Consider the following 15,817-nt stretch of genomic DNA (forward strand, 5'->3'; position numbering starts at 1 on the left):
CTATACTTCATGTATAGAATTCGCTAAAGTTGTTTACTAATGATATTAAAGAAAATGAATCATGACTGAGACATTTCCTTGGGAGGAGGTGAATGGCATGAACAAGACAGAACTAATCAATGCTGTTGCAGAAGCTGCTGAGCTATCTAAGAAGGACGCTACAAAAGCGGTTGACGCTGTTTTCGATACAATTCAAGATTCACTTGCAAACGGTGATAAAGTACAATTAATCGGATTCGGTAACTTCGAAGTACGTGAGCGTGCAGCCCGTAAAGGTCGCAACCCACAAACAGGTGAAGAGATCGAAATCTCAGCAAGCAAAGTACCTGCTTTCAAACCAGGTAAAGCGCTTAAAGAAGCTGTAAAATAATTACATACTTTGAGCGTAACAAGAAGGTCGCATATTAATGCGGCCTTTTTTTGTTCACCAATAGTATAGGATGTTCTCCTTGAAAATATGTAAGAAATCTTCTTCTTTAAACGATTGATTGATATGATTAAAAAAACTTCCAAAGCACTAGTCTTTGATGACATTATGGGCTTGTGCTAATATTAACAATGTTACTATTTCTTTAAGTTATTATAGGAGGACAACATTATGGCACAAGTCAATCATGGCCAAATAGAAGAAGCAGTTCGATTAATATTAGAAGCTATTGGAGAGAATCCTAATAGAGAAGGTTTATTAGATACGCCAAAGCGCGTGGCGAAAATGTACGCAGAAGTGTTTTCAGGGCTCGATCACGATCCAAAAGAATACTTTGAAACGATATTCAGTGAAGAACACGAAGAGCTTGTGCTTGTGAAAGATATTCCATTTTACTCAATGTGTGAGCATCATCTGGTTCCTTTTTACGGCAAAGCACATGTAGCTTATATTCCAAGAGATGGCCGTGTGGCCGGATTAAGTAAACTTGCTAGAGCGGTTGAGTCCGTAGCTAAACGCCCTCAGCTTCAAGAAAGAATCACTTCCACGGTGGCGGACACCATCATGGAAACCCTCCTGCCCCACGGTGTCATGGTGGTCGTGGAAGCGGAGCATATGTGTATGACAATGAGGGGTGTGAAGAAGCCGGGCTCAAGTACAGTGACTACAGCTGTAAGAGGTACGTTCAAAGAAGACGCTCAGGCACGCAGTGAAGTTCTTTCTTTTATAAAGAATTAGGAGTGACGACTGATGAATTCGAATGATTATATTGTCATTAAAGCGATTGAAGATGGTGTGAATGTGATCGGGCTGACAAGAGGAACCGACACCCGGTTTCATCATTCTGAGAAACTGGATAAAGGTGAAGTCATGATCGCCCAATTCACAGATCATACATCTGCAATTAAAGTAAGAGGGAAAGCGACAATCGTCACCAGTTACGGCGAGGTTGAAAGTGATAACAAAAAATAATCCTCTATTCTAAATTTTGCTCATAGAGAAGAATAATGGTGGGACGGACCAAGAAGTTTTCGGCTTCGTGGTCGTCCCATTTGTTATAATCAGCTTAACGGGATAAGACTCATGCTCCCTTTTGTGGAGAATTTTATGGTATAATACCTAATGCTGAAATTTTTAGACCGATACATAGTAGAAATGGGGATTAAAGGGTATGAAATTCATTGATTGTAACCATCAAGCGAATATCATTCATCAATACATAGAAGAGCAGTTGCATCACTCCTATCTGAAGGAATACATTGATCAACCGTATATTGACCGGGACCGGATCTATTTTCTGCTCCTGCCTTTCGTGAGCGAAGGACGGGCGATGAGTAAAGAAGCGGTGCAGTGGATCTCAACTGCCATGTTATTGCAGATAGCCCTTGATACCCATGAAAAGGTTACAATATCCGAGCGTGATCCCTTAAAGGAAAGACAGCTGACCGTACTGGCAGGGGTATACTTTAGCAGCCTTTATTATAAGATCCTCGCAGAAACGAATGATGTGGAACTCATTTCGAATCTGGCGAAAGCAATTAAAGAAATCAACGAAAGCAAGATTTCCATATACAAGGATGAACATAAAGATCTTGATGAACTAATGAAAAGATTAAAAACAAGAGAGTCGGCAATTGTGTCCAACTTCTTTCGTTTCTTCAAAGACGATCAATGGATCGAGATCGTTGAAGAGGCTTTGCTCTACAAGAAACTGGTTCAGGAGAGAAACAGCCTTGGGCATTCGCGGAATACGAGCTTTATAAAGGCATTGTCATCGCTTTCGATCCAAAACGATCAGGAAGGGCCTGTCTTACACTTAACCAAAGATGAGGCCGGACGCCTGCTACTTCAAATCGATGAACTCATTGAAGGGACAAAGAGAAGGGTCCAGGCGCAGTTAGAGACCATCGAACCGGTCACGCCCTATTTTAAGAAGCTTATCGTAGAGCTGTTACCTTATGTAGAGCCTGAACCAATGACCAAACTATACGCGGAAGAAGGGTAAAACGACATGCAGCAGTCGAAAGAACAAAAAGTCCATGGAGTATTTGAAAAAATTTATTCCAATTATGATAAGATGAACTCGGTAATCAGTTTTCAACAGCATAAAAAGTGGAGAAAGGATACCATGAAGCATATGAATGTGAAGCCTGGTTCCAAGGCTCTTGACGTGTGCTGCGGAACCGCGGACTGGACATTGGCCATAGGAGATGAAGTCGGTGAATCGGGAAGTGTCGTGGGACTTGACTTCAGCCAAAACATGCTTTCGATCGGTAAAGAGAAAGTAAAACACAGAAACAATATCGAACTGATCCATGGGAATGCAATGGAGCTTCCTTTCGACGATAATTCATTCGACTATGTGACGATCGGCTTCGGTTTACGAAATGTGCCTGACTATCTCCATGTTCTTAAGGAAATGAACCGCGTGCTGAAACCTGGCGGGATGGCGGTTTGCCTTGAAACCTCTCAACCGACCATGATTGGGTTCAAGCAGATGTATTACGCATATTTCAGGTTCGTGATGCCTCTATTCGGAAAGATCTTTGCGAAGAGCTTTAACGAATATTCCTGGCTTCAGGAGTCTGCCAGGGATTTTCCAGGGATGAAGGAGCTTGCAGGGATGTTCGAAGAAGCGGGCTTTAAAGATATACATGTAAAGCCATACAGTGGCGGGGTTGCCGCTATGCACTCCGGCAGGAAGTAAGAAATTCGTAAATTAGGTGGAAAAACTATGAAGCTAAACAGGATGTATTCGTTTCTGAAAACGGATATAGATGAAATAGAAAAGGAACTGGAAGTGGCAATCGAGTCAGAATCAGAGCTTCTGCAAGAAGCGTCCCTTCACCTTCTTCAAGCAGGCGGGAAGAGGATCCGGCCGGTATTTGTATTGCTGTCTGCAAAGTTTGGACAATATGATATCAATATTGTGAAAAATGTGGCGGTGGCATTGGAACTGATGCATATGGCTTCCCTCGTTCACGACGATGTAATCGATGATGCTGAGCTGAGAAGAGGCAAACCTACGATTAAAGCCCAATGGGATAATCGGATTGCCATGTATACAGGGGATTATATCTTTGCCCGGGCTCTTGAATATATGACCTCTATAAAAGTTCCTGAAGCTCATCAGATTTTATCACATACGCTGGTGGAATTATGTAAGGGTGAAATCGCCCAGATCGAAGATAAGTATCGATTTGACCAAAATCTGCGGAACTACCTTTTACGGATCAAAAGGAAAACAGCTCTACTTATTGCTGTAAGCTGCCAGCTGGGTGCCATTTCTTCCGGCGCGCCTGAAGAGATCCACCGGCGACTGTACCGATTTGGTTATAATGTGGGGATGAGCTTTCAGATCACGGATGATATATTGGATCTTACAGCAAGTGAGGAAGAACTGGGAAAACCTGCGGGCAGTGACTTATGGCAGGGGAATATCACCCTTCCGATTCTATACGCCATGGAAAACCCGGATCTGAAAACCAAGATCGAAAAAGTGACGGAATATACCACCCCCGAAGAAATGAAAGATGTCATATCTTCCATCCTTGAAACAGATGCCATCGAAAGGTCCCATGAACTCAGTAGAATGTACCTGGATAGAGCGCTGAAAGATCTGGATCATCTTCCCTATAACCGGGTGAAGAAAACCCTTAAGAATATTGCAAACTTTATCGGGAAGAGAAAATATTAAGAAAATTTAAAATGGAAACGTTGCCAAAACCCCCAATCAGTGTTACTATTTTCGTGGGATGTCCATATGAGTTCCATACATACATATTTTAGGAGTGGGGAAGATGGAAAAGACATTTTTAATGGTTAAGCCGGACGGCGTACAAAGAGGGTTAATCGGTGATATCGTATCACGTTTTGAAAAAAAGGGCTTTCAATTAGTCGGTGCCAAGCTTATGAGCATCTCAAACGAGCTTGCTGAAGAACATTATGGCGAGCACAAAGAAAGACCATTTTTTGGGGAGTTGGTTGACTTCATCACTTCCGGACCTGTATTTGCAATGGTGTGGCAAGGGGAAAATGTCATCACGACAGCTCGTGGAATGATGGGTGCGACAAATCCTAAGGATGCTGCCCTTGGTACAATCCGCGGTGATTTCGGTCTGACAGTCGGTAAGAACATTATCCACGGATCTGACTCTGCTGAAAGCGCTGTAAGAGAGATCGGCTTGTTTTTCAAAGAGGAAGAACTAGTTGAATATTCTAAGTTAATGAATGAGTGGGTTTACTAAGATACTTAAGTCATTGATGTTTTAGAAGCAGGCCGTGATGATCGGCTTGCTTTTTTCTATGTGATTAGGGCTTAACTTTTTCACTGAATGTACGATATAGTTAATATACCTTTATTGCAGTAAAGAGAGTGTGGATCCTTATGTCAACTGATTATAATGAATTTATACAAGGAATCAAACGGAAAACGGGAATAGACCTCTCCCTTTATAAAGAAGCACAGATGAAGAGGAGATTAACCGCCCTTTATGAAAAAAAGGGATACGGAAGTTTTCAGGAGTTCTTTAGTGCTTTGAACCGTGACAGAGAAGAAATGGAAGAATTCCTCGATCGGATGACGATCAACGTTTCGGAATTTTTTCGAAACTACAAACGTTGGGAAGTACTGGAGACAAAAATTCTCCCAAGGCTCCTCAAGGGGAATGGCTCATTTAAAGTATGGAGCGCAGCATGTTCCACGGGTGAGGAACCTTACACCCTAGCCATGATGCTGTCAAAGTACATTCCTCTCAGTAAAGGGGCCATCACCGCAACAGACATCGATAAAAATGCTCTTCAACGCGCGAGGAACGGTGTTTATCCGGAACGGTCTTTAGCTGAAATCCCGCAGGAATTGAAGAAAACCTATTTTACCCATGAGGGATCACTGTTTAAATTGAATGACGATGTGAAAAGAACCGTTACCTTCAAACAGCAAAACCTGCTCTCGGATCCATTCGAAGGGAAATACGACCTCATCGTATGCAGAAATGTGCTGATTTATTTTACAGAAGAGGCCAAAAACCTTTTGTACAAAAAATTCAACGCATCATTAAAACCCGGCGGCGTCCTCTTTGTCGGCAGTACAGAACAAATCTTCAACCCCTCCCAACACGGCTTCGAAACCGAAGATACATTCTTCTACAAAAAAATATAAACAATGACGATGTCAATCTGCATATGTGGAATAACTGCTTCTTCTTAAAGGGAAAGAAGTAGTGAACTCTCAAAATATGACGGATTCACATCGTTTTTTATTCAAAAACTTTTTTCTCTAAAAGTTGTACTGGCTTTACAATCAGTCATATAAAGTGAAATTATCCTTTAGGATGAGTGATAGGGTTAAGATTAAGTTCGTTCCTTTCCGCTCTACAATCATGACTTTAGATTTTATTCATTATTCCAAAAGTAATATAAGCATGTGAAGTTAATATTCATTTTGGGTTTCATTTCCCCTTATAAGTCAATGGGTCTATCACATAAAACAAGAATTTTATCCTAAGACTTTTTCAAAAGATCGAGAAATTCTGTTTCTAATTAGAATTCTCTTTGTTTTTTTAGCTCTGTCACGAAAATCTCTTAAAGGTGGTGAGGGGAACTGCGTAGACTCCTGCGGAAAAACGGGCGTGCTGAGACCCCGGAAGCGAAGCTGAGGAGGCTCGGCCGAACGTCCGCGGAAAGCGGAGCAGTTCCCCTCACCATCCAGCACTCACTGATTGACAGAGCCATGGCGGAACATATTTAAAAACCACCATTTCTTACAAAAAAGACTTTATTTAGGAAAATAGAATATTAAAAAATTTTTTAAACGTAAGGACTAGGAAAGAATATAAATTCTATGTTATATTGGTACATAATTCTTTAACGAGTTGAAGGGGGAAAGTAAATGAGATACTTAACATCCGGAGAATCACACGGACCACAGTTGACGACCATCATAGAAGGGCTTCCTGCTGGAATGCCCCTTGAAGCAGAAGATATAAACGAGAACCTGGCAAGACGGCAAAAAGGCTACGGACGTGGACGGAGAATGCAGATTGAAAAGGACCGTGCCTCAATCGTCGGCGGGGTGAGACATGGGCATACCCTGGGGTCTCCTTTAGGGCTCGTCGTAGAGAACAAAGACTGGACTCACTGGACGAAGGTGATGGGCATAGAACCCCTAACAGAGGGCGAAGAAGAAGAAGTGAAAAGAAAGATTTCAAGACCAAGACCAGGCCATGCGGATCTTGTGGGTGGAATGAAATATGGACATCGAGACCTGAGGAATGTGCTGGAGCGTTCCTCTGCAAGGGAGACGACTGTAAGAGTGGCAGCAGGTGCCGTTGCCAAAAAACTGTTGAAGCTATTGGATATTGAAGTGGTCGGCCATGTTCTCGAAATCGGAGGCATTAAAGCCGAGAAACTTCATTATGAAACCATAAATGAACTGAGGGAGATCACTGAAGAATCTCCTGTCCGCTGCCTGGATGAAGAAGCAGCACAGAAAATGATGAACCTGATTGATGAAGCGAAGCAAAATGGGGATTCCATAGGCGGCGTAGTGGAAGTCATCGTGGAAGGGATGCCTTCGGGAGTTGGAAGTTATGTTCACTATGACCGTAAGCTGGATGCGAAAATTGCCATGGCGGTGATGAGTATCAATGCATTCAAGGGTGTAGAATTCGGCTTGGGCTTTGAGATGGCCAGGAAGCCCGGAAGTGAAGTACATGATGAAATAGCGTGGAGTGAAGAGCAAGGGTACTACCGGAAAACGAATCGTTTAGGCGGTTTTGAAGGCGGTATGACAACAGGGATGCCGATCCGTGTCAAAGGAGTCATGAAGCCAATCCCTACCTTATATAAGCCTCTTCAGAGCGTGGACATTGAAACGAAGGAACCATTTAAAGCAAGCATCGAGAGATCGGATAGCTGTGCGGTGCCGGCTGCCAGTGTAGTAGCAGAAGCCGTAGTCGCATGGGAACTGGCCTCTAGTATAGTGGAACAATTCAACAGTGATCAGTTTGAAAGACTTCGTGAGGATATCAACAGGCAGCGTCAGGATTCAAAGGAGTACTGATGAAATGAAACAGGTGACCATTCAAACTGCTTCCAAGACATATGAAGTGAAAATTGGAGTGGACATGACGAAGGAGATTGTTTCGTTTATCAAGGAGTCATTTCCGGGGGTATCGAAGGTATGGGTCATTGCCGATGAATCGGTATACAAGCTTCATGGAGGAGCCTTCCAAGAGGCTCTCAGACAATCCTTTGACGTAACCACTTATCAAGCTCCTAAAGGGGAAAGGGCAAAAAGCTTTTCCGTCTATGAAGACGCGATAACCCACGGCCTCAAGCACCATGTGGACCGCAAGTCCCTTGTGGTTGCCTTTGGTGGAGGTGCCATTGGTGATCTTGCAGGATTTGTCGCATCCACTTATATGAGGGGGATCCCTTTCATCAGCGTTCCGACAACGATCCTCGCCCATGACAGTGCAGTTGGAGGCAAAGTGGCGATCAATCATCCACTAGGGAAAAATATGGTAGGTCAGTTTTATCAGCCGGAAGGCGTATTCTTTGAATTGAATTATTTTTCCAGCTTGCCTAAAATGGAAGTGCTGTCTGGTTTCTCTGAAGTGATCAAGCATGCCTTCTTATCGGACCATGGTTTTTTGAACGATCTCATGCATTCTTTCCGGTCCGCCGAAAACCTCGATGAGGAATTTTTGACGGATTGCTTGATTCGGGGCATACAGGTCAAAGGGCAAATTGTATCAAAGGATGAAAGGGAGTCAAATATCCGGGCTTTCCTGAATTTTGGACATACATATGGACACGCGGTTGAAAGTGCCAGCGGCTATGGTAACCGCACTCACGGGGAATCAGTCATGATCGGGATGGTCTATGCTTTATTTCTCAGTGAACGGTACACGGGCCTCTCATTTGATCTGGAGGCGTTCATCGGCTGGGTCAAGTCTCTGGGTTACAATCTAAAGGTGCCGTCCCATATCAGCTTTGATGTATTATATGAGGGGATGAAGCGTGATAAGAAATCCCTTAACGGCAATCCGGTTTTCGTGCTGTTGAAGGATATCGGTGTACCCGTGATGTCAGACATAACAGCGGAGGATTTAAAACGGGCGGATGAATATATTCGACAGGTGTAAATCCAGGCTATTAAGACAGGGGATCCGTCAGAAAAATGAGAGGAAAGGGAGAGTGGAAGAATGATCAGGGGAATTCGAGGTGCAACTACGGCAGATGGTGATAATGAAAAGGACATTCTCCTTTCAACCGAAAGTCTCTTAAAAGAAATGATTTTACATAATGATTTGAAGGCGGAAAATGTCGCATCGGTTTTTATTTCTGCCACACGGGATATTACCAGCGTATTTCCGGCGAAAGCGTTAAGAAGGTTTAAAGAATGGAAATATGTCCCTGTTATGTGCATGCAAGAGTTGGAGGTTCCTCATGGACTTCCTCTGTGCATCAGGGTGATGATTCACTATAATACCTCAACACCCCAGAGTGACATCCAACATATTTATATGAAAAATGCGATAAGTCTTCGTCCTGATTTAAAGAAGGTCTAACATGGTTTAATGTCATGAAAACGATTGAAAGGAAGTTAAACATGAAGTGGAAATCCCAGATTCAAAGTCTGAAAGCATACCAGCCTGGAAAAACGATGGATGATGTAAAAGAGTTATTCAACCTGGAAAAAGTGGTGAAGCTTGCATCCAATGAAAATCCCTTTGGATGCTCTAAAAAAGTCGAAACGTATCTGAAAACGAATGCCCTTTCTCATGCGATTTATCCTGACGGTTATGCAAAGGAATTACGGATGAAGGTGGCAGATCACTTGTCGGTGGAACCTGGACAGCTGCTGTTTGGGAACGGCTCTGATGAAGTGATTGAAATCATTTCACGGGCTTTATTGGACAGGGGGAAAAGCACGGTGATGGCAACGCCGACCTTCCCTCAATATAAGCATAATGCCATCGTTGAAGGAGCAGAGATCCGGGAGGTCCCCCTGGACTCTCTGGGAAGGCATCAATTACCCAAAATGCTTGAAGCAATCGATGAAACGACTACGATCGTTTGGCTCTGTTCCCCGAATAATCCAACAGGTGAATATATTCGTAGCGGGGAACTCATTTCCTTCTTGGATGCTGTGCCCTCTCATGTCCTTGTCGTACTGGACGAAGCGTATTATGAATATGTCGTCGCAGAGGATTATTACGATGCATTGGAATTATTGAAATCATATCCTCAGCTATTGATCACCCGCACTTTTTCTAAAGCGTATGGCTTGGCTGGATTCAGAGTGGGGTTCGGCATCGGCAGCAAAGAAGTGATAGGGAAATTGGAGCCGATCCGTGAACCTTTCAATAATAATACATTGGCCCAAGGTGCAGCTGCAGCGGCCATCGAAGATCAGGCTTTCATTGAGGAATGCAGGGAACATAATCGCAAAGGGCTGCTGCAGTATTATCGTTTCTGTGAGGCACACGGTCTCGATTACATGCCGTCACAGGCAAACTTTGTATTAATCGACTTCGGTGTGAGTGGAGACGAGGTGTTCCAATATTTGATGAGCAAGGGGTACATCGTCCGTTCAGGGGAAGCCCTGGGATACCCTAACTGTGTGAGGGTCACGGTTGGATCACATGAACAAAATGAAGAGGTCATCGACAGAATGAAGGAGTTCCTTGCCCTTCAAGAACGTGTGTGATAGGCGGTCGGATGGGCATTCAGCCCTTTCCGGCTTTCTTTTTTAATTAAGAGGTTGGAGGGACAACTATGAATGGTACAGTATTGATTATTGGAATGGGGTTGATCGGGGGGTCCCTGGCCCTTTGTATTAAAAAGGAACATCCCCATGCTAAAATCATTGGTCATGATGTGAATCCTAAAGAATTGAGGCTGGCGAGATCACTTGGGGTCATCGATGAAATGTCCCTTACTTTGCAGTCTGCTGCCGAACAGGCGGATCTTATCATTATTTCTACCCCTGTGTTCCAAACAGAAAAGATCATCTCGCAATTTGAATCATTTTCCCTGAAAGAAACGGTTTTGATCACGGATACAGGCAGTACGAAGGAACGGATCATGAAACGCTCGGAATCTCTCGCGGGAAATGGGATCCAATTCATCGGGGGCCATCCCATGGCAGGCTCTCATAAGAGCGGGGTGGCCGCGGCAAAAGAGATCTTATTTGAAAATGCCTTTTACATGCTTACTCCCGGTGTGGGTGCCACTGAAGAAAATGTAAAGAGGCTTCAGTATTGGCTGGAAGGGACACATGCCAAGTTCTTGATCGTGGAACCGAAGGAACATGATGAACTTACGGGCATCATCAGTCATTTTCCCCATATCGTTGCAGCCTCCCTGGTTCATCAGGCTAAGATCTCTTCAGGGGGACATCCTTATTTGAGAAGGCTTGCTGCAGGAGGTTTTCGGGATATCACGCGGATCGCTTCATCCAATCCGACGATGTGGAAAGACATCACCATGCAGAATAGGCTTGTCCTGCTTTCCCTTATGGAAGAGTGGAAAGCTGAGATGGATGAGGTCGCGTCCCTTATAGAAATGAATGATCCACAGAAAATATTCGACTATTTCAATGAAGCAAAGAAATTCAGGGATGATCTCCCAATGCTTGAAAAAGGGGCCATCCCTTCTTTCTATGATTTATTTGTGGATGTACCGGATTATCCTGGGGTGATCTCTGAGGTAACCGGTTATCTTGCAGAGGAAAAGATCAGTTTGACGAATATCAGGATCATGGAAACGAGAGAAGATATTTACGGGGTATTAGTGATCAGCTTTCAAACATTGGAAGATAGAGAAAGAGCTATACAATGCTTAAGAAAACAGACAAACTATGAATTATTCTTAGGATGAAGGGTGATGCAGATGGAAACGAAGAAAAGGTTGTCAAATCCGAACAAGGGCCTTAATGGAGAACTTCAAGTACCGGGGGACAAATCGATTTCGCACCGCTCCATTATGTTTGGATCGGTTGCTGTAGGCAGGACGGTCATACATAACTTTCTTATGGGAGAGGATTGTTTAAGCACCATTTCCTGCTTTCGTAAATTAGGCGTCGAGATTGAGGTCTCGGAAGGGGAAGTCATCGTACAGGGTAAGGGCTGGGAACACTTGAAAGAGCCCGTTGAAATCCTGGATGTAGGAAATTCAGGGACGACGACCCGTCTCATCATGGGAATACTGGCAGGAAGACCGTTTCATTCGGTTTTGATTGGTGATTCCTCGATCGCCAAACGGCCTATGAAGAGGGTGACAGACCCGCTGAAGCAATTCGGTGCAGAGATAGATGGCCGTTCTAAAGGGAATTTCACGCCATTATCCATTAGGGGTGGAAACCTGAAAGGGATCCATTATTCATTGCCCGTCGCCAGTGCCCAGGTTAAATCCGCCATTATATTGGCTGGACTTCAGGCTGAGGGAACGACTGAAATCGTCGAGCGCGAGCAGACGAGGAACCATACAGAAAAAATGATTATTGAGTTTGGCGGCAAGATTGAAAAGGAAGGGGACACCATTAAGGTAAGAGGAGGGCAAGTGTTGAAAGGAACGGAAATCTATGTTCCTGGAGATATTTCATCGGCAGCCTTTTTTATGGTGGCGGCAGCCATCGTCCCTGATAGTAAAGTCCTGTTGAAGAATGTGGGACTGAACGAAACGCGGATTGGTATTGTGGAAGTGATGAAGAAGATGGGGGCATCCATAGAGATCGTGGAACACACCCGGGAAGGGGAACCGATCGGGGATATCCTGGTTCAATCTTCGGATCTTTCAGGGATTGAAATCGGAGGGGAGCTGATCCCTTCTTTGATCGATGAGATTCCGGTCATTGCCCTTTTAGCCACTCAAGCGAGTGGAAAGACCGTCATCAAGGACGCAGAGGAATTAAAGGTGAAGGAAACAAATCGCATCGATGCCGTCGTGAAGGAACTTGGAAAGCTTGGGGCAACAATACAAGGTACGGACGACGGAATGATCATTGAGGGGAAAACCCCTCTACATGGTGGAGAGGTCCATTCATGGGGAGATCATCGGATCGGGATGACGCTCTCGGTGGCCTCGTTGGTGACAGACTCTGAAGTATTCTTGGAGGATGCAGATGCAGTGAAGATTTCGTATCCGGATTTCTTCGAGCATATCGATCGGCTGTTGTCGTAATAATAGTAAGGTTTTCTTTTAAGGGAGGTGCTTGGACTGATGATGGTCCATGCATCTCTCCTTTTTGTGAGTGGCTGTCATGAATCCGTCACCTCCTTCATAGCTTGTCTATAAAGGAAGGTGATGACCGATTGAGCACGTATATCATTGAAAATGCAAATTGGATGAAGGATACCAAATTGACTCACACTTCACTGTTGATCAAAGACGGAAGGATTTCAGCCATCAGGGATAGCTTTAAATACTATCGGTACATGAAGATGGATGTTTCGAGATTCGTGATGACACCGGGACATGTCATGTGTGATTTAGAGGTGCCTGAAGGAAGCGATTTTATCTCAATCAAGAAGAATTACCTTGACCGATTTATAAATAAAGGCTGTACGACAGTGTTGACGGCATTTTCAATACGGTATGAATATGAATTCCTGAATAATTTACATGCACGGAAAACCTCTTTGGTAAACTGCCCCCTTGATTACACAATCGGTTTAAAAACATCACCGACCCTGATCACCCCGGACATCATTCGATCATGCAAGCGTCATAAAGTTCCCGTCATCTGGATCGATATGGATGATGCGGATTTATTTAAAGACATTTCCTGGGGATGGATCAAAGGATTACTGTATGATTACCCTATTACTTTTGTCCCTTTTTTTACGACAAACATAGACAATAAAACCAAAATGAAGCATCTTAAAATATGGCAGAATTCGATGGAAAGCGAGAGGATTCCGCATATTCCATATGAAATGCCTCAAAGAGAACCGCTGAATTTAGAGATATTGAAGAAAATTGGGATATATCCCCTTAGAGGAAATTTTTTGGTGGGCGGAGAAATAAGTTATAACCTCTATATGAAACCTGAAGGTGAAACGGGTACTGAGCCATTATCATTTCATTGTGATCACTATGTGCTAAAATGTACTATGAACAAAGGGAAATATCATTATGTAAATAATAGAGGTCATTTTTATCCTGGAGCTGGTGAAGAATTGATCATTCAAACACCGGGATATTTTACTTAACTGAATACAAGCTTTTTATAGAAAGGGATTGACCATGTCATACGCTGAACAAATGTTATCTTCTTTAGAAGAAGGAAATTTAGAAGAAGCAAAGAAACAATATAATCAAGTGCTCAAGTTTGGAAGCCATGAAGAAAAATTTAGTCTGGCGGAAGAATTGCATCATCTGGGCTTTCTCGAAGAAACGAAAGAGCTCTACACGAATCTCCTTCACTATTATCCGGGTGAGGGTGAACTCCTCATTGAACTGGCTGAGGTGCTGGTGGAAATGGATAAAGAAGAAGAAGCAATCGAGACGCTTGCAGAATTGGATGAGGAAGACCCCATCTATCCAAGGGCCTTGCTTCTACTCGCAGACCTGTACCAAATGCAGGGGTTGTTTGAAGTGAGTGAACAAAAGCTTCTGCAAGCCAAGAAGATATTACCCGATGAGCCCGTCATCGATTTCGGATTAGGGGAATTGTATTCCGAGACGGGCAGGTTCCTGGAAGCGATCAGGCATTATCAGATTCTCATCCAGAAGGGAACGACCGAACTTGGCGGGACCAATGTCCATCAGAGACTGGCAGAAGCCTATAGTGTCGGGGGAGCATTTGAAGAAGCCTTGACGCACTACGAAAAGGCACTGCAAGACCATCTTGAAATCAATACCCTGTTCGGCTATGCCTTTACGGCCTATCAGGCTGGATTCTACGAGAAAGCGATCGAGAAATTTGTTTCCGTCAAGGAACTGGATCCGGAATATCACTCCGTATATTTATTATTGGCCAAGTCCTATGAACGTGAAGAGAAGCTTCAAGAGAGCCTGGAAACCGTTCAAGAGGGAGTAAAACAGGATGAGTACAACAAGGAGCTGAATCTGTTCGGTGGGAAAGTCTCACTTAAGCTCGGCCTTGAAAAAGAAGCGGAAGCCTTTCTTCGCGAGGCATTGGCCCTTGACCCCGGCTATGTGGAGGCAGCCCTGACAATCAACAAGTTGTTCTTTACACAGGACCGGTATGACGATGTCCTGGAAATCGCCCAGATGCTGAAAGTCGAAGGGGAAGAAGAGCCTCAGGTCAACTGGGATCTTGCAAAGGCCTATGAAGGGCTTGAACAATATAATCATGCATTAAAACAATACCGTATTGCATATACTTATTTTAAGAATCATCAAGAGTTTTTACTAGAGTTCGGACAATTTCTAGTAGAAGAAGGACTCAGGGGGGAAGCAGTAGAAGTATATAAACACCTGATTGAAATGGATCCTTCAAACGATGAATGGCAGGACCTCATTGAAAGATTACAAGACTGATCGACGTCGGTGTAGTATAGGGACTTTCTGGTGCATAAGGATATAAGTACACCTTAGAATTCTTAACGTGACTGTACATTATGGTAAAAGAAAAACGGACCTTATTAAAAAAGGATTCTGCAGAGGAGGGAAACCCATGACCACCCCTGTTTCTGTCAACGAGAAGAAAGAATTTATCCGCTGGTTTTTGAACCGATATCAATTAAAGCGAAGAGAATGTGTGTGGATCTTGAATTATCTCATGAGTCATGATCAACTAATGAAAAAGGTTCACTTTGTGGAGGAATCCCAATACTGTCCAAGAGGATTGGTGATGTCTACCCATTGTGTCGAAGATGTCCCATTCCGCTTCTACAAAGAGAATATCATGACAACGGACGCAGAAAAGTCATTTCATGATATCCGATTGAACAAGGATGAAGATATTTACATCCAGCTTAATTTCAGTAAGGCCAATTCAAGTTATCAATTTGCTGCCGTACTGGAAGAAAATCCGTTCATGCCGAAATATTTATTAATCAACGAAAAAGACAGACTGGTAGCAGAACAGTTTCTGAAAGACAGCCTGCAGACCTTCCAAAGGGACCGACTGCTTAAAGCCATCGATCAAGCGCTGGATACCGGTGACCAAAAGGCATTCAAGAAACTGACCAAAGAATTGAATAGTCTGACCTGACGAGTCGAATGAAGAGAAACATCCTCTCTTCATTCGATTTTTTTATTGTCTTTCTTTAGATAGTTAGAATGATAATGGAGCATACTATGACGGAGGCTCTTTTCGTACGCTGAACCGACTTGCCCCTGAAGAATCGTCATCATGGAGTTATTTCAATGGGGGAACAATGTATTGAGCAAACACGATCATATTAAAAA

General features: G+C 43.6%; 17 protein-coding genes. All 17 read left to right on the plus strand.

Translation table 11 applies throughout. The features are described from left to right. Positions 1–97 precede the first annotated feature (97 nt). The 17 genes from CN378_RS01610 to CN378_RS01690 all read left to right on the plus strand — a co-directional run bounded on the left by CN378_RS01610 (position 98) and on the right by CN378_RS01690 (position 15,620). Complete coding sequence (locus tag CN378_RS01610; RefSeq protein ID WP_169213765.1) at positions 98–370, plus strand: HU family DNA-binding protein; 273 nt, start codon at positions 98–100, stop codon at positions 368–370. A gap of 228 nt (positions 371–598) precedes the next feature. Next, positions 599–1,165 (plus strand): GTP cyclohydrolase I FolE, encoded by a 567-nt coding sequence (gene folE, locus CN378_RS01615; protein ID WP_098350192.1) that lies wholly within the window; start codon positions 599–601, stop codon positions 1,163–1,165. A 12-nt stretch (positions 1,166–1,177) separates the two neighbouring features. Next, positions 1,178–1,399 carry a trp RNA-binding attenuation protein MtrB gene (gene mtrB, locus CN378_RS01620; protein ID WP_034758340.1) on the plus strand — a complete coding sequence of 74 codons (222 nt, stop codon included), beginning with the start codon at positions 1,178–1,180 and terminating at the stop codon, positions 1,397–1,399. Between the two features lie 199 nt (positions 1,400–1,598). Next, entirely contained in the window at positions 1,599–2,432 is an 834-nt protein-coding gene (locus tag CN378_RS01625) for a heptaprenyl diphosphate synthase component 1 (protein WP_098350193.1), read from the plus strand. A gap of 6 nt (positions 2,433–2,438) precedes the next feature. After that, entirely contained in the window at positions 2,439–3,134 is a 696-nt protein-coding gene (locus CN378_RS01630; protein WP_098350194.1) for a demethylmenaquinone methyltransferase, read from the plus strand. 27 nt (positions 3,135–3,161) lie between these two features. Beyond that, complete coding sequence (gene hepT / locus CN378_RS01635) at positions 3,162–4,124, plus strand: heptaprenyl diphosphate synthase component II (RefSeq protein ID WP_098350195.1); 963 nt, start codon at positions 3,162–3,164, stop codon at positions 4,122–4,124. Positions 4,125–4,227: 103 nt separating this feature from the next. Beyond that, positions 4,228–4,674, plus strand: coding sequence for a nucleoside-diphosphate kinase (gene ndk, locus CN378_RS01640; protein WP_034758349.1), 447 nt, complete (start codon positions 4,228–4,230; stop codon positions 4,672–4,674). A 140-nt stretch (positions 4,675–4,814) separates the two neighbouring features. Further along, a complete protein-coding gene (locus CN378_RS01645; protein WP_098350196.1) occupies positions 4,815–5,588 on the plus strand; it encodes a CheR family methyltransferase in 774 nt (257 codons plus the stop codon). Positions 5,589–6,317: 729 nt separating this feature from the next. Next, positions 6,318–7,490, plus strand: a complete 1,173-nt coding sequence (gene aroC, locus CN378_RS01650) for a chorismate synthase (RefSeq protein ID WP_098350197.1) — start codon at positions 6,318–6,320, stop codon at positions 7,488–7,490. Between the two features lie 4 nt (positions 7,491–7,494). After that, positions 7,495–8,577: a 3-dehydroquinate synthase gene (gene aroB / locus CN378_RS01655; protein WP_098350198.1), complete on the plus strand. Its 1,083-nt coding sequence runs from the start codon at positions 7,495–7,497 to the stop codon at positions 8,575–8,577. 60 nt (positions 8,578–8,637) lie between these two features. Beyond that, the gene (gene aroH, locus CN378_RS01660) at positions 8,638–9,003 is read left to right on the plus strand and encodes a chorismate mutase (protein ID WP_098350199.1); all 366 of its coding nucleotides are present in this window, start codon (positions 8,638–8,640) and stop codon (positions 9,001–9,003) included. Between the two features lie 41 nt (positions 9,004–9,044). Then, positions 9,045–10,145 carry a histidinol-phosphate transaminase gene (gene hisC / locus CN378_RS01665; RefSeq protein ID WP_098350200.1) on the plus strand — a complete coding sequence of 367 codons (1,101 nt, stop codon included), beginning with the start codon at positions 9,045–9,047 and terminating at the stop codon, positions 10,143–10,145. 68 nt (positions 10,146–10,213) lie between these two features. Continuing rightward, on the plus strand, positions 10,214–11,317 hold the full coding sequence (locus CN378_RS01670) for a prephenate dehydrogenase (protein ID WP_098350201.1): 1,104 nt from the start codon (positions 10,214–10,216) through the stop codon (positions 11,315–11,317). 12 nt (positions 11,318–11,329) lie between these two features. Next, on the plus strand, positions 11,330–12,619 hold the full coding sequence (gene aroA, locus CN378_RS01675) for a 3-phosphoshikimate 1-carboxyvinyltransferase (protein ID WP_098350334.1): 1,290 nt from the start codon (positions 11,330–11,332) through the stop codon (positions 12,617–12,619). Between the two features lie 131 nt (positions 12,620–12,750). Then, positions 12,751–13,650, plus strand: a complete 900-nt coding sequence (locus CN378_RS01680; RefSeq protein WP_098350202.1) for a hypothetical protein — start codon at positions 12,751–12,753, stop codon at positions 13,648–13,650. A 34-nt stretch (positions 13,651–13,684) separates the two neighbouring features. Next, a complete protein-coding gene (locus tag CN378_RS01685; RefSeq protein WP_098350203.1) occupies positions 13,685–14,944 on the plus strand; it encodes a tetratricopeptide repeat protein in 1,260 nt (419 codons plus the stop codon). Between the two features lie 136 nt (positions 14,945–15,080). Next, positions 15,081–15,620 (plus strand): ReoY family proteolytic degradation factor, encoded by a 540-nt coding sequence (locus CN378_RS01690; protein ID WP_098350204.1) that lies wholly within the window; start codon positions 15,081–15,083, stop codon positions 15,618–15,620. Positions 15,621–15,817 lie beyond the last annotated feature (197 nt).

It is taken from the genome of Bacillus sp. AFS015802 (assembly GCF_002561455.1).
GTDB lineage: Bacteria > Bacillota > Bacilli > Bacillales > Bacillaceae_B > Rossellomorea.